The 18,845-nt window shown below is 71.6% G+C and carries 20 protein-coding genes; 13 read left to right on the top strand and 7 right to left on the bottom strand.

All coding sequences use genetic code 11. The features are described from left to right. Nucleotides 1-127: 127 nt before the first annotated feature. Together ACH4TP_RS35720 and ACH4TP_RS35715 are read left to right on the top strand one after the other, a co-directional pair. Nucleotides 128-1,957 (top strand): bifunctional metallophosphatase/5'-nucleotidase, encoded by a 1,830-nt coding sequence (locus tag ACH4TP_RS35720; protein WP_398440225.1) that lies wholly within the window; start codon nt 128-130, stop codon nt 1,955-1,957. 128 nt (nt 1,958-2,085) lie between these two features. Further along, the gene (locus ACH4TP_RS35715; RefSeq protein WP_398440224.1) at nt 2,086-2,940 is read left to right on the top strand and encodes a phosphatidylinositol-specific phospholipase C; all 855 of its coding nucleotides are present in this window, start codon (nt 2,086-2,088) and stop codon (nt 2,938-2,940) included. A 23-nt stretch (nt 2,941-2,963) separates the two neighbouring features. Here ACH4TP_RS35715 and ACH4TP_RS35710 read toward each other — a convergent pair whose 3' ends face one another. The 5 genes from ACH4TP_RS35710 to ACH4TP_RS35690 all read right to left on the bottom strand — a co-directional run bounded on the left by ACH4TP_RS35710 (nt 2,964) and on the right by ACH4TP_RS35690 (nt 8,260). Then, entirely contained in the window at nt 2,964-4,355 is a 1,392-nt protein-coding gene (locus tag ACH4TP_RS35710) for a sensor histidine kinase (protein ID WP_398192041.1), read from the bottom strand. After that, on the bottom strand, nt 4,352-5,080 hold the full coding sequence (locus ACH4TP_RS35705) for a response regulator transcription factor (protein ID WP_398440243.1): 729 nt from the start codon (nt 5,078-5,080) through the stop codon (nt 4,352-4,354). Before ACH4TP_RS35705 ends, ACH4TP_RS35710 begins: the two co-directional genes overlap by 4 nt. Before the next feature lie 35 nt (nt 5,081-5,115). Beyond that, complete coding sequence (locus ACH4TP_RS35700; RefSeq protein ID WP_389236988.1) at nt 5,116-6,186, bottom strand: S1C family serine protease; 1,071 nt, start codon at nt 6,184-6,186, stop codon at nt 5,116-5,118. A gap of 96 nt (nt 6,187-6,282) precedes the next feature. Continuing rightward, the gene (locus ACH4TP_RS35695; protein ID WP_389236986.1) at nt 6,283-7,323 is read right to left on the bottom strand and encodes a LacI family DNA-binding transcriptional regulator; all 1,041 of its coding nucleotides are present in this window, start codon (nt 7,321-7,323) and stop codon (nt 6,283-6,285) included. A 130-nt stretch (nt 7,324-7,453) separates the two neighbouring features. Then, a complete protein-coding gene (locus ACH4TP_RS35690) occupies nt 7,454-8,260 on the bottom strand; it encodes a winged-helix domain-containing protein (protein ID WP_389236984.1) in 807 nt (268 codons plus the stop codon). Nucleotides 8,261-8,500: 240 nt separating this feature from the next. Between ACH4TP_RS35690 and ACH4TP_RS35685 the strand changes: the two genes are divergently transcribed. The 8 genes from ACH4TP_RS35685 (at nt 8,501) to ACH4TP_RS35650 (ending at nt 15,281) form a co-directional block, all read left to right on the top strand. Further along, entirely contained in the window at nt 8,501-9,319 is an 819-nt protein-coding gene (locus ACH4TP_RS35685) for an alpha/beta hydrolase (RefSeq protein WP_398192045.1), read from the top strand. Nucleotides 9,320-9,364: 45 nt separating this feature from the next. Then, on the top strand, nt 9,365-9,619 hold the full coding sequence (locus ACH4TP_RS35680) for a MoaD/ThiS family protein (protein WP_389236980.1): 255 nt from the start codon (nt 9,365-9,367) through the stop codon (nt 9,617-9,619). An 11-nt stretch (nt 9,620-9,630) separates the two neighbouring features. Then, the gene (locus tag ACH4TP_RS35675; protein WP_398440223.1) at nt 9,631-10,839 is read left to right on the top strand and encodes a hypothetical protein; all 1,209 of its coding nucleotides are present in this window, start codon (nt 9,631-9,633) and stop codon (nt 10,837-10,839) included. Nucleotides 10,840-10,957: 118 nt separating this feature from the next. After that, complete coding sequence (locus tag ACH4TP_RS35670) at nt 10,958-11,644, top strand: DUF2993 domain-containing protein (RefSeq protein WP_398440222.1); 687 nt, start codon at nt 10,958-10,960, stop codon at nt 11,642-11,644. 172 nt (nt 11,645-11,816) lie between these two features. After that, complete coding sequence (locus tag ACH4TP_RS35665; protein ID WP_359096586.1) at nt 11,817-11,921, top strand: putative leader peptide; 105 nt, start codon at nt 11,817-11,819, stop codon at nt 11,919-11,921. A gap of 182 nt (nt 11,922-12,103) precedes the next feature. Then, nucleotides 12,104-12,949, top strand: a complete 846-nt coding sequence (locus ACH4TP_RS35660; RefSeq protein WP_389236974.1) for a sulfurtransferase — start codon at nt 12,104-12,106, stop codon at nt 12,947-12,949. A 32-nt stretch (nt 12,950-12,981) separates the two neighbouring features. Continuing rightward, nucleotides 12,982-13,272: a DUF1416 domain-containing protein gene (locus tag ACH4TP_RS35655; protein WP_030693674.1), complete on the top strand. Its 291-nt coding sequence runs from the start codon at nt 12,982-12,984 to the stop codon at nt 13,270-13,272. A 278-nt stretch (nt 13,273-13,550) separates the two neighbouring features. Beyond that, nucleotides 13,551-15,281, top strand: coding sequence for an IS200/IS605 family accessory protein TnpB-related protein (locus ACH4TP_RS35650; protein ID WP_398440221.1), 1,731 nt, complete (start codon nt 13,551-13,553; stop codon nt 15,279-15,281). A 120-nt stretch (nt 15,282-15,401) separates the two neighbouring features. On the opposite strand, the gene ACH4TP_RS35645 is transcribed toward ACH4TP_RS35650, so the two are convergent. Together ACH4TP_RS35645 and ACH4TP_RS35640 are read right to left on the bottom strand one after the other, a co-directional pair. Beyond that, nucleotides 15,402-15,665: a DUF3099 domain-containing protein gene (locus tag ACH4TP_RS35645; protein WP_306330089.1), complete on the bottom strand. Its 264-nt coding sequence runs from the start codon at nt 15,663-15,665 to the stop codon at nt 15,402-15,404. A gap of 113 nt (nt 15,666-15,778) precedes the next feature. After that, the gene (locus tag ACH4TP_RS35640) at nt 15,779-16,141 is read right to left on the bottom strand and encodes a DsrE family protein (protein WP_398192050.1); all 363 of its coding nucleotides are present in this window, start codon (nt 16,139-16,141) and stop codon (nt 15,779-15,781) included. 166 nt (nt 16,142-16,307) lie between these two features. Here ACH4TP_RS35640 and ACH4TP_RS35635 point away from each other — a divergent pair, with 166 nt between their 5' ends. The 3 genes from ACH4TP_RS35635 to ACH4TP_RS35625 are packed head-to-tail and all read left to right on the top strand — an operon-like array spanning nt 16,308 to nt 18,741. After that, nucleotides 16,308-17,060, top strand: coding sequence for a hypothetical protein (locus ACH4TP_RS35635; protein WP_398192052.1), 753 nt, complete (start codon nt 16,308-16,310; stop codon nt 17,058-17,060). A 17-nt stretch (nt 17,061-17,077) separates the two neighbouring features. Further along, a complete protein-coding gene (locus ACH4TP_RS35630) occupies nt 17,078-17,878 on the top strand; it encodes a hypothetical protein (protein ID WP_398440220.1) in 801 nt (266 codons plus the stop codon). Then, nucleotides 17,875-18,741 (top strand): hypothetical protein, encoded by an 867-nt coding sequence (locus tag ACH4TP_RS35625; RefSeq protein ID WP_398440219.1) that lies wholly within the window; start codon nt 17,875-17,877, stop codon nt 18,739-18,741. The genes ACH4TP_RS35630 and ACH4TP_RS35625 overlap by 4 nt, the downstream gene beginning before the upstream one ends. Nucleotides 18,742-18,845 lie beyond the last annotated feature (104 nt).

Raw genomic sequence — 18,845 nt, 5'->3', positions numbered from 1 at the left:
GTCAGCCATCGGCAACTGTCTTGTAACCCACTCCCCCCTGTTGCGCTACGCGCGTTGACTCTAGGCTTCACGCGCAACGGGGGAGTAGATCAAGGCCGCGAATCGGGGCAAGGGGACTAGGGGAGAGATGGCAGCGACGCCAAGGAAGAACAAGACGGGGCGGCGAATTCTCGCCGCCGGAGCCGGGCTTGCGACGGTGGGGGCGCTCTTCGCCGCGATGCCGTCGGCCGGCGCGGCCGGGGGCGAGTACGCCGCGGGCGGGACGAACGGCAAGGGCTGGGGCCGGATGGTCGACGTCCAGCTGCTGTCCTTCAACGACCTGCACGGCAACCTGGAGCCGCCGGCCGGTTCGTCCGGGCAGGTCACCCGGACCAAGGAGGACGGGACGACGGAGAAGATCGACGCCGGTGGCGTCGAGTACCTGGCGACGCACCTGCGCCAGGCCCGTGAGGGGAACCGTTACTCCATCACCGCCGCGGCCGGCGACATGATCGGTGCCTCGCCGCTGCTGTCCGGGCTCTTCCACGACGAGCCGACCATCGAGGCGCTCAACGACCTGGACCTCGACGTCACCTCGGTCGGCAACCACGAGTTCGACGAGGGCGCGCGCGAGCTGGCCCGGATGCAGAACGGCGGCTGTCACCCGACCGCCGGCTGTTTCGTCGAGGGCGAGACCTTCGGCGGCGCCGACTTCCCGTACCTCGCGGCGAACGTGACGGACGAGAAGACCGGCAAGCCGATCCTCGACCCGTACTACGTCTGGGAGAAGGACGGCGTCAAGATCGGCTTCATCGGCGTGACCCTGGAGGGCACCCCGAACGTCGTCACCGCCGAGGGCGTCAAGGGCCTCAAGTTCGGCGACGAGGTCGAGACGATCAACAAGTACACGAAGATCCTGGAGCGCAAGGGCGTCAAGTCCATCGTCGCCCTGGTGCACGAGGGCGGCATGCCGGCCTCCGCCTCGTACAACTACAACTGCGACGGCGACGGCGACGGCGAGGGCGAGGGCGTCTCCGGCGCGATCGTCGACATCGCGAAGAACGTCTCGCCGCAGGTCGACGCGCTGGTCACGGGCCACACGCACCAGGCGTACGTGTGCACCATCCCGGACCCGGCGGGCAACCCGCGCCTGGTCACCTCGGCGTCCTCGTTCGGCAAGCTGTACACGGACACGACGCTGACGTACGACCGCGCCACCAAGGACATCGTGCGCACGGCGGTCGCCTCCGCCAACCACGTCGTCTCGCGCGACGTCCCGAAGGCCCAGGACATCTCGCAGCTGATCGCCGACTGGAAGGCGCTCGCCGCGCCGGTCGCGAACCGCCCGCAGGGCTACATCGCCGCCGACATCAACGGCCGCGGCTCCACGGCGTACGAGAAGCCGCTCGGCGACGTCATCGCCGACGCGCAGCTGGAGGGCCTGTCCCCGGCGGACAAGGGCGGCGCGCAGCTGGCCCTGATGAACCCGGGCGGCATCCGCGCCGACCTCGTCTACAAGGCGTCCGGCGCCGAGGGCGACGGTGTGGTGACGTACGGCGAGTCCTTCACCGTGCAGCCCTTCACCAACATGATGAACGTGGTCGACCTGACCGGCGCGAACCTGATCACCGCGCTGAAGCAGCAGGTCAGCGGCTCGAACCTGAACTCGATCAAGATCCTCCAGGTGTCGAAGGGTCTCACGTACACGCTCGACATGACCAAGACGGGCGCGGACCGCGTCGTCGACGGCACGATCAAGCTGAACGGTGAGGCGATCGACCCGGCGAAGACCTACCGCGTCGCGATGAACGAGTTCCTCGCGGGCGGCGGCGACGGCTTCGGCGCCCTGGCCACCGGCACCAACAAGCTGGTCGGCGCCTCGGACCTCGACGTCTTCAACGCCTACCTGTCGTCCCACTCCTCGGCGGCCAACCCGCTGCAGGTCCCGGCGGCGAACCGGATCACGGTCGTGAAGTAGTCCGCACGGGCCTCTGAACAGGGGGGGCGGCGAACCGTTTCGGCGGGGCGCCGCCCCCCTTTCCCGTACGTCCGTACTTCCGTACGCGCTCTGGTGTTGTTGTTGTGGACCTGTCATAGTCCCGGTCCATGGACCGACGACGACTGCTCGTGGGGGCCCTCGGGGCCGGAGCCGCGCTGTTCGTCGGGGCGCCCGCCGCCTCGGCCGTGGACACGCGCGCGTGGATGGGGGAGAAGGGGGACGGGACGCCGCTGCGGCGGCTCACGATTCCCGGGACGCACGACTCGGGGGCCCGGTTCGGCGGGGCCTGGAGCGAGTGCCAGAACACCACCATCGCCCAGCAGCTGGACAGCGGGATCCGGTTCCTGGACGTGCGGTGCCGGGTGACCGGCGGGTCGTTCGCCATCCACCACGGGGCCTCGTACCAGAACATGATGTTCGGCGACGTGCTCGTCGCCTGCCGGGACTTCCTCGCCGCGCACCCCTCCGAGACCGTCCTCATGAGAGTCAAGCAGGAGTACTCCGAGGAGTCCGACGCCACCTTCCGCGCCGTCTTCGACGACTACCTCGACCGGCGCGGCTGGCGGTCCCTCTTCCGGATCGGGGACGCGCTGCCCCTGCTCGGCGAGGCCCGCGGACGGGTCGTGCTCCTCGCCGACAACGGCGGGCTTCCCGGGCTGAGGTGGGGAGACGGCTCCGTCTTCGCCGTCCAGGACGACTGGAACGCCCTCCCCGACGCCAAGTACCCCAAGATCCAGGCCCAGTTCCGCGCCGCCGTCACCCAGCCCGGCCGGCTCTACGTGAACTTCGTCAGCACCTCCGCCTACCTCCCGCCCCGCTGGAACTCCGACCGGCTCAACCCGTGGGTGCACGGCTTCCTGGACAGCGCCGAACTCGCCGGGCAGGTCGGGCTCGGGATCGTGCCCCTGGACTTCCCCAACACCCGGGCCGGGCTCGTCGAGGCCCTGCTGAGGCACAACTAGAGCGGGGCCGTCGTCCCCCGGCCTCACAGCTCCGGCGGCGGGGTCGGGGCGCCCGGCAGGCGGAGCGTCGCCACCGTGCCGCCGCCCTCGGCCGGGGCGAGGGAGACCGTGCCGCCCGCCTGCTGGACCGTACGGGCCACGATCGACAGGCCCAGGCCGGAGCCCGGGAGGCTGCGGGCCGAGGGGGAGCGCCAGAAGCGGTCGAAGACGTGGGGGAGTTCGTCGGGGGCGATGCCGGGGCCCTGGTCGCGGACGGTCAGTTCGCCGCGCATCAGGGTCACCTCGACCGTGCCCCGGGGCGGCGAGAACTTCACCGCGTTGTCCAGGACGTTCACCAGGGCCCGTTCGAGCGCGGGCGCCTCCGCCCGTACGTACCAGGGCGCCAGGTCCGTCACGAAGGTCAGCTCGGGGCCGCGGAGGCGCGCCCGGTCCAGGGCCGTCCGCAGGATCGTGTGCAGCGGGACCACTTCGAGCGGGCCCGGCTGGACCGCGTCCGGGCGGGCCAGCTCCTGGAGGTCGCCGATCAGCGCGGCCAGCTCCGTCATCTGCGCCTTCACCGAGGCCATCAGGGCCCGCCGGTCGTCCGGCGGGATCGCCCGGCCGGTCTCCTCGCTGCGCGCGAGCAGCTCGACGTTCGTACGCAGGGAGGTCAGCGGCGTGCGCAGCTCGTGGCCCGCGTCCGCGATGAGTTGCGCCTGCCGGTCCCGGGAGCTCGCGAGCGCCGCCGTCATCGCGTTGAAGGAGCGGGACAGCCGGGCGATCTCGTCCTCGCCCTCCACCGGGATGCGGACGGTCAGGTCCTCGGTCGCGGCGACGTGCTCGACCGCGCCGGTCAGCCGGTCCACCGGCTCCAGGCCGGTCCGCGCCACCCACAGGCCGGCCGCGCCCGCGCCGACGACGCCGATCCCGGAGACCAGGAGCAGCACCCAGCGGAGCGTGGACATCGAGTTGTCGATCTCGGAGAGGGGGCGGGCGACGGAGACGGCGATCTCCAGCGGGCTGTCCTGCTGGTACGTGTAGACCCGCATCTCGCGGCCGGCGCCGTCCTTCACCGTGTGCAGGGAGTCGTCCAGCTGCTTCCGGGCCACCGCGAGCTCGGCGGCGCCGACCGGGATCGCGGCCTCCCCCGAGGTGCAGGCGCCGCCGTCGCCGAGGACCACCTGCACCGTGTACGAGCCCGCCACCGGCGGCGGCGTGCCCTGGCGGCACATCGAGAGCAGCTGCTGCACGCCGTTCGGGTCCAGGCGGGTGCTGCGCAGCGAGGAGTCCAGCTCCGCCTCCAGCTGCGCCCGCGTCACGAACCAGCAGGCCAGCGACACGGCCGCCACCGCGAACGCCACGGCGGCCGCGGTGAGCAGCGCGAGCCGGGAGCGCAGCGGCCGCGAGCGGAACCAGTTCCTCAGGCGGCCCGTCACTCCCCGCCTCCTCCGCGCAGCGCGTAGCCCACGCCCCGGACGGTGTGGACGAGGCGCGGCTCGCCGCCGGCCTCGGTCTTGCGCCGCAGGTACATCACGTACACGTCCAGCGAGTTCGAACTGGGCTCGAAGTCGAAGCCCCACACGGCCTTGAGGATCTGCTCCCGGGTCAGGACCTGGCGGGGGTGCGCGAGGAACAGCTCCAGGAGGGTGAACTCGGTCCGCGTCAGCTCCACGGTCCGCCCGCCCCGGGTCACCTCGCGCGTGGCCAGGTTCATCCGCAGGTCCTCGAAGGCCAGGACGTCGGCCTCGGCGGGGGCGGCGGCGGACGCGGAGGCGTAGGAGCTGCGGCGGAGCAGGGCCCGGATGCGGGCGAACAGCTCGTCCAGCTCGAAGGGCTTCACCAGGTAGTCGTCCGCGCCGGCGTCGAGGCCGGTGACCCGGTCGCCGACGGTGTCGCGGGCGGTGAGCATCAGGATCGGCACGGTCGAGCCGGCGGCCCGGATCCGGCGGGCCGCCGTCAGCCCGTCCATGCGGGGCATCTGGATGTCGAGGACGACGAGATCGGGGGCGTACGACTCCATCCGCGCGAGCGCGTCGAGGCCGTCGACGGCGACCTCGGTCCCGTACCCCTCGAAGGCGAGGCTGCGGCGCAGGGCCTCGCGGACGGCGGGTTCGTCGTCGACGACGAGGATGCGTTCGGCTTCGCTGTGCTGTCCGGTCATGGGCTGTCCCGTCATGGGGTCAGCCTCGCACGTGCTCAGTTCGTGCCGCCCGAGCGGAGGGCGTCCAGGTCGGCCTTCACGGTGTCGACCGGGATCGCGAATCCGAGGCCGACGCTTCCGGCGGTGGAGCCGCTCGAAGAACTGGGCGAATACATGGCCGAATTGATTCCGATGATCTCGCCGTTCATATTGATCAGCGCGCCGCCGGAATTTCCCGGATTGAGCGAGGCGTCGGTCTGGATCGCCTTGTACGTGGTCTTCGACGAGCCGGTGTCGCCGTTGAACTGCTGTCCGCCGAACTCGAACGGCCAGCCCTGCCGCGGGTCCCACTGCTGCTGGCCCTGCTGCTGGTCCTGGCCGCCCTCCTCCTTGGCGACGGTCACGTCCCGGTCGAGCGCGGAGACGATGCCGCTGGTGACGGTGCCGGTCAGGCCCTCGGGCGAGCCGATCGCCACGACCTCGTCGCCGACCCTCAGCTTCGAGGAGTCGCCGAGGGTGGCGGCCTTGAGCCCGGAGGCGCCCTGGAGCTTGATCAGGGCGAGGTCCTTGTCGGGGTCGGTGCCGACGACCCGGGCCTCGTACGTCTTGCCGTCGCTGAGCCGCACCGTGACCGTGGAGGCGCCGGAGACCACGTGGTTGTTGGTGACGATCTCGCCGTCGGAGGTGATGATCACGCCCGAGCCGGTGGACTTGCCGGAGTCCGACGTCGCGGAGATCTCCACGATGGACGGGGAGACCGCCTCGGCGACCCCGGCGACCGTGCCCTTGCTGCCGACGGAGACGTTGGTGCCGCTCACGACGGGGGCGGAGGCGCTCACGGAGGCCTTGTCGGAGGTGAGGTTCTGGAGCAGCGTCGCCGTGCCGCCGCCGACCGCCGCGGCAGCGATGGCCACGGCCGCCATGAGCCCGACCCCGCGCTTGGCGCGGCGCCGCGGCGAGGGGCCGGGGACGGAGGCGACGAGCGGCGGCTCCACCGGCGGCGGCACCTGACCGCCCGAGGGCCAGATCGTCGTGCCCGGCTCGGTGCTGATCGGCTGCGTCGGCTCGTACGGGGGGCGTGGCGGGTAGTACGGCTGCTGCGGCTGCTGCTCCTGGAAGTCCGTCATGGCTATGACTCTCGGATCCGTACATGAGAGCAGTCTGAGGAGCGGCTGAGAAGCCCGACAGAAGCCTGTATGCCCTATGTAAGGGCGCGCGTGGTCCTACGCATGCCGGTCCTGGCCGTGGCAGCCGCAGGAGCGGCGGACGACCAGGGCCGACGGGAAGAGCTTCACGCGCTCGCGGCGGGAGCCCGTCACCCGGATCGAGTCGTCGAGGACCAGGTCCACGGCCGCGCGGGCCATCGCGGGGCGGTCCGAGGCGACCGTGGTCAGCGGCGGATCGGTGAGCGCCGCCTCCTTCACGTCGTCGAAGCCCGCGACCGCCAGCTCCGTCGGCACCTCGATGCGCAGCTCGCGGGCGGCCCGCAGGAGACCGAAGGCCTGGTCGTCGGTCGAGCAGAAGATGGCCGGCGGCCTGTCCGGGCCCGCGAGCAGCTTGAGGGCGACCTGGTAGGCGTCGTACCGGTTGTACGGAGCTTCGAAGAGCCGGCCCTCGGTCGAGAGGCCGGCCTCCTGCATGGCGCGGCGCCAGCCCTCGACGTGGTCGGCGACCGGGTCGCCGACGGCCGGGGTGTTCGGGACACCGCCGAGGCAGGCCACGTACGGGTGGCCGTGCTCCAGGAGGTGCCGGGTGGCGAGCTGGGCGCCGCCGATGTCGTCGGTGACGACGGCCACGTCGTCGATCGCCTCGGGCCGCTCGTGCAGCAGCACCACGCGCGCGTCCCAGGCCTCGATCTCGCTCGCGGCCTGCTCGCTCATGCCCTGGCTGACCAGGATCAGTCCGGAGACCCGCATGCCGAGGAAGGCGCGCAGGTAGTGGACCTCGCGCTCGGTCCGGTAGTCGGAATTGCCGACGAGGACCATCTTTCCGCGCTCGGCGGCGGCCTGCTCGACCGCGTGCGCCATCTCCCCGAAGAACGGCTGGCGCGCGTCGGGGACGATCATGCCTATGAGGTCGGTGCGCCGCGAGGCCATCGCCTGGGCCACCCGGTCGGGCCGGTAGCCCAGCTCCTTGATGGCGGCGAGGACACGCTCGCGCGTGGCCGGGGCGACCGGCCGGGGTCCGTTGTTGATGACGTAGCTCACGACGGCGGTAGAAGTACCCGCAAGTCGCGCCACGTCGTCCCGCGTCACCTTGGCCACGCGCGGAAGTCTACGCGGGGGGACCTGCCTACCGGCAGGTCGCACTGTGGCATACGCCACGTTCCTGTCCTCCGAGGGGGTGATGCCCTCCGTGGCTCCCTTGACGCGGGCGCCGGGGAGGGCCTCCTCCTCAGGCTCGGGCCTCCTCCTGGGCGAGGGCCCCGTCGGCCTTCGCACGGGCCCCGTCCGCCGGGGCACGGGTCCCGTCGGCCTGGACGTGGGTCCCGTCCGCCTTGGCGCGGGCCTCCTCCGCCGCCCGCTCGACCTTCTCGGGCGTGACGAAGCGGTAGCCGACGTTCCGGACGGTGCCGATGAGCGACTCGTGCTCGACGCCGAGCTTGGCCCGCAGCCGCCGCACGTGGACGTCGACCGTCCGGGTGCCGCCGAAGTAGTCGTACCCCCACACCTCCTGGAGGAGCTGCGCGCGCGTGAAGACCCGCCCCGGGTGCTGGGCCAGGTACTTGAGCAGCTCGAACTCCTTGAAGGTCAGGTCCAGGACCCGGCCCTTGAGCTTCGCGCTGTACGTCGCCTCGTCGACCGACAGGTCGCCGTTGCGGATCTCCATCGGGGAGTCGTCCGAGACGATCTGCTGCCGGCCCATCGCGAGCCGGAGCCGCGCCTCGACCTCGGCGGGGCCCGCCGTGTCGAGGAGGACGTCGTCGATGCCCCAGTCGGCGGTGACGGCCGCGAGACCGCCCTCCGTGACGACGAGGACCAGCGGACAGCCCGGCCCCGTGGAGCGCAGCAGCTGGCAGAGCGAGCGCACCTGCGGGAGGTCGCGCCGCCCGTCGACGAGGATCACGTCCGCGCCGGGGGTGTCCACGAGGGCGGGGCCCTCGGCCGGGGCGACCCGGACGTTGTGCAGCAGCAGGCCGAGGGCGGGAAGCACCTCGGTCGACGGCTGGAGGGCGTTGGTCAGGAGCAGCAGAGAACTCATCGCGCCGCACCTTCTTCGGTCGTCGGTACGCCGTGCGTCGTCGGTCCGTCGTGCGTCGTCGTCGTTCGCTCGTCCATGACGTCGGTTCCTCCTCGGTCCCTGCGAGGACGTCTATGTGTGCTCACGTTGGCTCTCTCGCGCCTGAGAGCTTTTGTTCATCCGTCCGTAACAACGGTCGGAAAACACAAAAGGACCCGGGGGCTGCGTTGCCCGGATCCTCTGGCAAGCAGAATAGCCCACATGAGTTCCGAGGCAGAGGGCCGATTTCACATCCTGGATGTTTCCTCGCTCACTTCCCGCCCTTTGCGGTCCACGTCGCGGTCCACGCTGCGTACCGATGACGGTGTCCGGATCGAGGCGGTTTACGAACCCTCACGGGCAAGTGTCACCGATACGGCGGTCGTCCTCGCCCACGGCTTCACCGGGTCGGCCGACCGCCCCGCCGTCCGGCGCGCCGCGCTGGCCCTCGCCGAGCGCGGCGCGGCCGTCGTCACCTTCTCCTTCCGCGGGCACGGCCGCTCCGGCGGCCGGTCCACCGTCGGCGACCGGGAGGTCCTCGACCTGTCCGCCGCCGTCCGCTGGGCCCGCGAGCTCGGCCACGCGCGCGTGGCGACGGTCGGCTTCTCCATGGGCGGCTCCGTCGTCCTGCGCCACGCGGCCCTGGAGCGCGGGACGGAGGCCCGTACGGACGCGGTGGCGGCCGTCTCCGCGCCCGCCCGCTGGTACTACCGGGGGACGGCCCCGATGCGCCGCGTCCACTGGGTGGTCACCCGGCCGGCGGGCCGCCTCGTCGGGCGGTACGGCTTCGGCACCCGGATCGACAGCCGCGCCTGGGACCCCGTGCCCCTGTCCCCCGTGGAGGCGGTCCCGCTGATCGCGCCGACGCCCCTCCTGATCGTCCACGGCGACCGGGACGCCTACTTCCCGCTCGACCACCCGCGCATGCTGGCCGCCGCGGGCGACGCGGAACTCTGGGTGGAGCGGGGCATGGGCCACGCCGAGAACGCGGCCGGCGGGGAGCTGCTCGCCCGGCTCGGGGACTGGCTCACGCGCGCATAGCCCATGATGGGGGGCGGCGCGCACACGAACGAGAGGAGCGCCGCTATGGCAGCGGGAACCATCCGCTACTGGGCCGCGGCCAAGGCCGCCGCCGGTGTCGCCGAGGAGCCGTACACCGCCGGAACCCTGGCCGAGGCCCTCGACGCCGCCCGCGCGAAGCACCCGGGCGAGCTCGTCCAGGTCCTGAAGCGGTGCTCGTTCCTGGTCGACGGCGACCCCGTCGGGACCCGGAGCCATGAGACGGTACGGCTTGCCGAGGGCGGCACGGTCGAGGTGCTCCCCCCGTTCGCAGGAGGGTGAACCCCAGAGCAATGAGCAACGACCAGTACTACGGCGGGCAGCAGTACGAGCAGCCGTACGCCGAGAACCCCGCCGAGGTCACCCAGACCTGGGAGGGCCAGACCTGGGACACCTCGTACCAGCCGGCCGTCTCGTACGAGCAGATCCAGGCGGCGCAGGCGCCCGCGCCGCAGCAGGGGGCGTACCAGCAGCAGTCGTACGGGGAGCAGCAGCCGTACCAGCAGTCGTACGGGGAGCAGCAGCCGTACCAGCAGTCGTACGGGGAGCAGCAGCCGTACGCCTCGCACGGGAGCCCTGCCGCGTACTACGCGGAGCCGGTCGCCGAGCCGGTCGCCGGGCACGTCCCCGTGGCCGAGCCCGTCCCGGCCGCCCCCGTGGCCCCGGCCGCCCCCGTGGCCCCGGCCGCCCCCGTGGCCGACGACGGGCCCGCGTACTCCTCGCCCACCACCTCCGGGAACGTCCGCCTCACCGACGCCCAGCGCGCCCGCGCCGAGGGCCGTTCGCCGGTGATCGAGCCCGGGATGCAGCCCGCGGCCCTCACCGCCGTCCTCGGCCTGCTGCTCGCGGGCGGCGCCTCACTCGGTTCGTACGGGCTCGTCGTCCCGCTCGTCCTGCTCCAGGGCCTCACCGCCGCCGGCTGGTTCCGGCTCAACGGCATGTGGCCCGCCCGGCAGGGCATCGCCCTCGCCTTCCTCGGCGGCCTCGTCTCCGACGCCGCCCTGCTCGCCACCGGCCGGGAGCACGCGGCCGCGGCGATCCTCGGCACGCTCGGCGTCTGGGTGCTGCTCTGCCTGGTCCTCCAGCTGCGCAGCCACGCCGACCCCGACGAGCGCATGTACGGCCTGATGGCCACTATCGCCTCCGCCGCCCTCACCGTCGTCGCCACCGGGCACCTCGGGGCCGACCCGGACGCGGTCGTCGTCGGCGGGATCGCGGTCGCCGCCGCCGTCCTCGCCCGGGCGCTGCCGCTGCCCGGACCGGTCTCCCTGATCGCCGCGCTGCTCGCCGCGGCCGGCGCCGGGATCGCGGCCGGCGGCCTCACCGACCTGGGGACCTCCGGGGCGCTGCTCGGCCTCGGCGCCGGGGTCTGCGCGCTGATCGGCCTGCGGGTCGCCAGCTACGACTACCCCTCGCGCTTCGTCCACATGACCGCGGGCGTCGCACTGCCGCTCACGGCCGCCGCGCCCGCCGTCTACCTGCTGGGCCGCGCCCTGGCCTGACCCTGGCCCGGCCCGCGGTCCTTTCCGCCAGGGGAACCAACCGGCCCCCCGACACGTCGATCTTCGTGTCGGGGGGCCGGAACTGTTTCGGGAACAAAAACGGGGGGACGCACAGCCCATGCGAGCACTGCGGATTCTGTTGATCGTGGCCGTCGTGCTGGGCGGGATCCTCGTCGGCGTCGACCGGCTGGCCGTGTCGTACGCCGAGTCGGAGGCGTCGAGCCGGGTGAAGCTCTCGGGCGCGCCCGCCGAGTCGGTCGAGGTCGACATCAAGGGCTTCCCGTTCCTCACCCAGGTCGTGGACAGGCGGTTCGACGAGGTCGACGTGAAGGCGGCCGGCGTACGGGCCACGGCGGGCGACAAGGACGTCCGGGTCGGCGAGCTGACCGTGGCCCTGCGGGACGTGACCGTGACCGGCGACTGGGCGGGCGCCAAGGCGGGCTCCGCGAGCGGCACGGCCCTCATCTCGTACGCGGACCTCACCGCCGCCTCCGACCGCGAGGCCACCGTCGCCTACGGCGGGAACGGCAAGGTCAAGGTCACCGGCAGCGTGAAGATCCTGGGCCGCAGCCTGACCAGGTCGGTCCTCTCCACGGTCACCGTCGTGAACGGCGACACGCTCAAGGTCCGCGCCGACGAGGTGCCGGGCGCGGGCATCCCGGGCGTGGAGGAACTGGTCCGCGCGCGCACCGACTTCGAGCGGCCGATCGGTCTGATCGCCGGCATGAAGGTGGAGAAGGTCGAGCCGCGCCCGGAAGGCCTGGCGGTCACCGTGACCGGCAAGGACGTCGCCCTGGCGGGCTGACGGGGGCCGTGCGGAAGCCGGTTTTCCACATGTTGAGACGTGGCCGTCCGATCCGCAGAAGACGAAGCGGACACCTGGGCGCGGAGCCGTCCGGAGCCGCCCCGAACCGCGATCACGTCTCGCATCTCGGACGATCGCGTCTCAAAATACGACACACCGGTGACACGGCCGCATGTCCGTCCCTACGATCGAGGGCATGAAGCGACAGGCGGATCTCACGAAGCGGCGGGCAGTAGACCTGTGCCGCGTCGCCGCCATGCTCTGTCGCTCAGTCTGAGCGGGACGCCGACTCCCGTATCCCTCAGGCCCGCCGACCGACGTCGGGGCCGCCCCGTGCAGAGCCGTACGCACGCCCGTATGTCCGTACATCCGCATGTCCGCACGCACGCGACGACGCGTACCGCACCACACCCGCACCACCGCAGCACACCCCCGCACACTGCCCCGGAGGAGAACAGCATGGCTCGCAGCGACGTTCTGGTCGACGCGGACTGGGTCGAGGCCAACCTCGACAACCCGCAGGTCGCCCTCGTCGAGGTCGACGAGGACACCTCGGCCTACGAGAAGAACCACATCCGCAACGCCATCCGCATCGACTGGACGAAGGACCTGCAGGACCCGGTCCGCCGCGACTTCATCGACCAGGAGGGCTTCGAGAAGCTCCTCTCGGCCAAGGGCATCGCGAACGACACCACGGTCGTCCTCTACGGCGGCAACAACAACTGGTTCGCCTCCTACGCCTACTGGTACTTCAAGCTCTACGGCCACCAGGACGTCAAGCTCCTCGACGGCGGCCGCAAGAAGTGGGAGCTCGACTCCCGTGACCTGGTCGACGGCTCCGAGGTCCCGGTCCGCCCGGCCACCGAGTACAAGGCCAAGGCCCAGGACGCCTCGATCCGCGCCTTCCGCGACGACGTCGTGGCCGCGATCGGCTCCCAGAACCTGGTCGACGTCCGCTCGCCCGACGAGTTCTCCGGCAAGCTGCTCGCCCCGGCGCACCTCCCGCAGGAGCAGTCGCAGCGCCCCGGCCACGTGCCGAGCGCCCGCAACATCCCGTGGTCGAAGAACGCCAACGACGACGGCACCTTCAAGTCGGACGACGAGCTCAAGGCCCTCTACGAGGCCGAGCAGGTCGACCTGGCGAAGGACACCATCGCCTACTGCCGCATCGGCGAGCGCTCCGCGCTGACCTGGTTCGTCCTGCACGAGCTCCTCGAGGTCACGAACGTCAAGAACTACGACGGCTCGTGGACCGAGTACGGCTCCCTCGTCGGCGTGCCGATCGAGCTCGGCGCCAACAAGTAACCCCACTTCTTCTTCAGGACAGGACAGAGAACATGTGTGGAGCCCAGGTCGGCGGCCCCGACGTCAGCACCCTCAAGCCCGGTGAGACCGCCATCCAGGGCCAGGTGACCAAGGACGGCGAGCCCGTCACCGGTTACGTGCGCCTCCTCGACGGCTCCGGCGAGTTCACCGCCGAGGTCCCCACCTCGGCCACCGGCCAGTTCCGCTTCTACGCGGCCACCGGCGAGTGGACCCTCCGCGCCCTCGTCCCCGGCGCCCAGGCCGACCGCAAGGTCGTCGTCACCGAGGCCGGCAGCCTGACGGACGTGGCCATCGCGGTCTGATTCCCTGACGCGCCCCTCGCACCGCTCGGCGCCCGGGGCGCCTCACGGGCTTCGAGCCGCTTCGCCGGACTCCGTCCACCGGAGCCGGCGCGGCACGAAGCCCCATCGAACGGCCGGAGGGCCGTGCCTCCTGGGGGGTTTGGACGCCCGCTTTACGCCCAGGCAATCGAGGCACGGCCCTTCGTGCCATTCCGCGTGCTGATGATTCGGCCGCATGTGTGACCTTCGTTCATCCGACTCGTTGATACATCCGACGAGCAGGTGATCGGAGGTGGGGCATGGTCGCGCGTTCCGCATCCGGACTGCGGGTACTGACACCGCCCCGCCTGGCCGCGCCGACCGGCGCGCTGTCCGTGCGGACCAGGCTGCGCCTGTCCGGCCGTGATGCCGTGATCCTCCGAGAGCTGGCCGAGTACCTGTCAGGGCTGGCGGCGCGCGATCTCGCCGAGCGGGTGGCACTGGGAACCCGGCACACCACGGCGGACTTCGCCCGGCGCAAGCGTGAGTTGACCGCCCTCACCTCCTCGCGGTGGGCGGGCACGATCACACGTGGTTCGAACGACCAGTGGCAGCTCGCCCGACGGGCACAGACGGCACATCTCGCCTCCCTCGCGGCCGAGATCGACTCGATCGAGCGGCGCCTGGCCATCCCGGTGGGCGGCCGGGACGAGGGAACGCGGGCCAAGGGGTATCCGACGCGGCGGGTTCGGGCGGCCAAACAGCAGCGCCTCCTCGGCCTTCGCGCACGTGCCGCCCGTGTGGCCGCCGATGCGGCGGCCGGTCGGGTGCATGTGGTCCGTGGTGGCAAGGACCTCTTGCGCCGGCGACTGCATCTGGACCGTTCCGGGCGGTCGCTGCGGGACTGGCAGGACCACTGGTGGGAAGCGCGGAACCGGATCGAGGCCGACGGAGAGGCCGGGAAGACGTACGGGAACCAGTCCCTGCGCGTCGGCCCCGACGGCGTCGTCGTGGTCAAACTCCCGGCGGTCATCGCGGAGCGCCATCGGGAGCACTGCGACCGCTTCGGTCGCTACACCCTCGACGCGCGCTGCCGATTCGCGTATCGGGATGCGGAGTGGCGCTCGCAGGTCGAGGCGGATCGGGCGGTCGGATACACCATCCGTTTCGATGCCGACCGCTGTTATCTGACCGCGTCCTTCACCCAGGTGATCGCCCCTGTACCGGCGGGCGTGGACGATGACGCGCGCTTGGTCGCGGCCGTGAGCGGAGGGGTGCTGGGGATCGACCAGAACGTGGACCACCTGGCGTTCTGGCGTCTGGACTCTCACGGCAATCCGGTGGATCGGCCCGGTCGGGTCGACATAGCGTGCGAGGGGCCGGTATCCCGTCGTGACGCCTCGGTGCGGCACGCCTGCAGCACGGTGATTCGTGCGGCGAGGAGTTGTGGCGCGACTGCCCTGGTCATCGAGGACCTGGGCTTCGCCACCGGTCGTGAGCAGTGCGGATGGTCCGGGCGGTCCGGCAGGAGGTTCCGGGCGCGGGTGGCCGGTCTGCCGCATGCGCGGTTCATGTCCCGGCTGGTGGTGATGGCGCATCGCGCGGGGCTGGCGGTGATCGTGGTGGATCCCGCGTACACCAGCCGCTGGGGTGCTGAGCACTGGCAGAGAAGTACGAGCACCACTCTTGTGAAGACGTCCCGGCACGAGGCTTCGGCCGTCGTGATCGGGAGGCGCGGCCAGGGGATGGGCGCGCGGCGCAGGGCAGAGAAGTCCGTATCCCGCAGGCAGACGGAAGAGGTCGGGCGGCAGTGCGTCGAGCCACGCAGCCTGGCCGGTACGGAGACCCATCGCCCGCCCGCGTACCGCATCGTTCCCGGTTCCGGCCGCGCACTGAGGATCGCCGATGGTCCGGAGGACGGCGTACGGGATGCGCCACGCCGACGGACGATGACAGTGGTCCAGGTCGCCCAGGACCGTTCGGGGCGCCCCGCCGACGACGCTTCGGGCGTCGGTGTGCAGGGACGGTTGGACGCCATTCCAGGACTTTGAGGCACGGCCCTCCGGTCCTCTCTTTTCCGCGCCTCTCGCACTGCTCGGCCCCAAGGGGCCTCCCCGGCTTCGAGGCGCTGCGCCGGCCTCCGTCCGCCGACTCCGGGCGCGCCCGCGCCCTCAGGGCTCCCGGCGCTTCTTCCCGTCGAGCTCGTCCCACCACTCATCGGACTTCGGATCGCCCGAAGGGTCGTCCCACCAGCGGTCCTCCGGGCCCCGCCGGTTCGCGACCATCGCGGCGATCGGGGGGATGACCATGGCGACCACGCACATGCCGATGGCGACCGGCATCGAAAAAAGCCGCACGACGGCCCAGGCGCCCACGAAGAGGGCCAGACAGGCGCCCATCATCCAGAAGTAGACGTGCCGACGTCGCGCGTACACACCTTCAGCGTACGGCCGAGCGAGCCGCCCGTCACCGGCGACCGGAGTCCGGCGCAGCGGCTCGAAGCCCGGGAGGCCCCTTGGGGTCGAGCGGTGCGAGGGGCGCGTCTGAATCAGTAGACGAGGGCCTGGGTGTCGTCGGACATTGCTTCCTGGACGAAGACCTGGGCGCCGGCGATGCGGATGCCGGGCAGGACGTCCTTTTCCGTGATGTCGCGGCGGGTGGCGCACTGGGTGCAGAGGGTGAGGCGGCCGGCGGCCAGGATCGAGTCGATGAGGTCGGGGAGCGGGGCGGCGTGGGGGAGTTCGAACTCGGCCGCGCGGCCGGGGAGGGCGAACCAGGAGGACTCGCCGGTCAGCCAGAGGGAGACCTCGACGCCGCTGGCGACGGCGACGGCGGCCACCGTGAAGGCCTGGGAGCAGCGTTCGGGGGCGTCGGCCCCGGCGGTCACCTTGATCACGAGCTTCTTCGCCATATGCCGAACTGTAATGCGCGGCGCTGCAACCTCATGCGCCCCTCACGTGTCAGCTGTGTGCGCGGGTGACGGAATCCGCGCTTCAGGTCTCGTGGGGGGACTCTTGAGTATGGAAGAAAGTATCCAAAATACGGATACATTGGCGCCGCCTGAGCCCGAGACGGCCATGGAACCAGCGCCTCCGGTCCAGCGGCCGCGCCGCCGGGTCCTCCGTACCGTCGGGCTGATCGCCGTCGCCGCCGTCATCGGCCTCGTCGGCGGCACCGCCGTCGGCTACGGCGTCCAGGCCGACCGCGAACCGACCGCGCTCCCGCCGCTCAACCAGCCGGGCCTCGCGTACCCGGCGAAGCCGCTCCCGAAGGGGCAGGAGCCGGAGCCGCTGTCGGCGAAGGACGACCTCCAGGCGAAGGCGCGGGGCGATCTGCGGAAGCTGCTGCTGCCGAAGCCTGCGGGGGCGAAGAAGGACGTCTTCGACCCTCGTGACGGCTGGATGTCGGTGTCCGAGTTCGCCTCGCAGTTCACCGAGCCCGGCAGCGCCCTCGACCACCAGCTGGACCTGGGCGTCCGCCGGATCGCGGCCGAGTCCTGGGTGTCCGGTGAGCACAAGAGGGTCGAGGTCCGGCTGATCCAGTACCGCGCGAACGAGACCCTCGGCGCGCAGGAGTACACCGAGGACCAGCAGCGCTACATGCCGGACAAGGACTACGCCGGCGACGAGGGCAAGGAGCTCAAGGGCTCGCCCGACGGCCGCTACTACCTCTTCCCCGTGGACCGAAAGGCCGGCTACCTGGACTTCTACGAGGCCAGGGCCTACTTCCACCGCGGTGACATCGCCGTCGAGATCTTCGTCGGCGACACCGAGAAGATCTCCGAGAAGGAGATCCGTTCGCTGGCCGAGCGACAGCTGGGGCGCCTGTGAGTGAGGACCGGAACGACGTGACCGAACCCGTGGTGGATCAGGAGCCGAAGAAGCGGGGTGCGCGGCGGGTCCTGCTCGGCGTCGTCCTGCCGTCCGTGCTCGTCCTCGGCCTGGTCGGCGGCGGCGTCACGTACACCGCCGTCACCGTCTCCTCCGCCGACCGCACCGCGCCGACGCGGGTGTGGGGCGCGGCGGACGGGACCGCGAAGGAGGACGAGGACCCGGCCGCCGCGCAGGCCCGCGGCAAGGCCGGCACGCCGCTGGGCAAGCTCCTGCTGCCGCTGCCGGAGGGGTACGAGTTCGGCCCCGACGAGCAGCTGTACGGCAACGACGGCGAGCTCGGCGCCGCGGAGGCCGCCGCGCTCATGAAGCAGGCGGGCAAGGGGCTGTCGGGGAAGAAGCGCCGCGCGTTCGAGAAGGGCGTCGACAAGCTCGGCATCCAGGGCATCGGGGTCCGCTCCTTCGCCGACCCGGCCGCCGACCTCGTCGTCAGCTTCGAGCTCGCGAGCATGAAGGACAAGAAGCAGATCAAGAACAGCTACCGGCTCCGCAAGGAGGTCATGGACGCCCTGGAGTTCCCGAAGGGGCCCAAGGTGAAGGACCACAGGAACGCCGTCTGCTACATGGCCCCCGAGGACGACTCGCTCGACAAGAAGGAGCGGGCCGCGGCGCTGGAGGAGATGATCTGCCTCGCGTACGACTCCGAGGTCTTCGTCACCATGACGGCGGCGGGCGCCAAGCCGTTCGACAAGGCGGCCGTGGCCGGGCTGCTGACGAAGCAGCTCGACCACATCGCATCCCCGGGGGAGTACGTATGACCGAGCAGACGCAGACGCAGACGCAGACGCAGGCGCAGGCTCAGACGCAGGCAGAGACTCGGATGCAGGCCGAGTCGCCTGCCGAGGTCGCGTCGGTGAAGCCCCGGAAGTCCCGGAAGCGCCTGCTCCGGGGCATCGTCCGCTGGACCGCCGCCGTGCTCGTCTGCGGTGGGGTGGGGGCCGGTACGGCCCTGGGGATCACCGCCCTGGACCGCACCGACGTGCCGGGGCTCGCGACCGAGTCCGACGGCCGCTGGGAGTACCCGAAGCTCGCGCTTCCGGCGCTGCCCGAGGGCGCCCCGCGCCCGTACTCCGAGGGCAACGAAGGCGAGATCCACCACGCCGACCTGCGGAAACTCCTGCTGCCCGCCCCGGCGGGCGCGACGGTCGACCCGAAGCTGAACGGTGGGTGGGTCGGGCTCGACTCCTACCTGGGGCTGCTGAAGGAGAAGGACCGGGGGCCGGTGAAGGAGGAGCTGGCCGGCTCGGCGCTCCGGCACGTCGCCGCGCGCGGCTGGACCACGCCGGACGGCACGACCACCCGGATCCACCTGCTGCGGTTCTCGTCGGTGGCCTTCGCGGAGGCGTTCAAGGACGACACCATGAGCGAGGTCGCCCGGTTCGACCGGCTGCCCCTCGGGGTCGAGGTGTCGAAGATCGACATGTCCGTGAAGGACGTCGACGTGCCGAACCAGGCCCTCTACGCCTACGCGGAGGAGGCGCCGTACGGCCCCGAGCAGACCCGCTGGGCCTACATCCAGGCCGGGGACACCTTCGCGGTGGTCACCCAGACCCGGAAGGGCGGGGCGCTGACGGTGCCGTTCCAGCAGACGGTCACGCTCCAGGCGCAGCTGCTCGGCTGATCGTCCGCTGATCATCCGCGAGACCCACCTCACCGAGTGGGCCGGACCCCCGCCCACTAAGCTGGGGTCCGGCCCGTTCCGCCTTCACCGCTCGTCGAGGAGCA

Source organism: Streptomyces sp. NPDC021012 (assembly GCF_044333355.1).
GTDB lineage: Bacteria > Actinomycetota > Actinomycetes > Streptomycetales > Streptomycetaceae > Streptomyces.
Note: the sequence above shows the minus strand (reverse complement) of the source record. Positions and strands in the feature narration are given on the sequence as shown.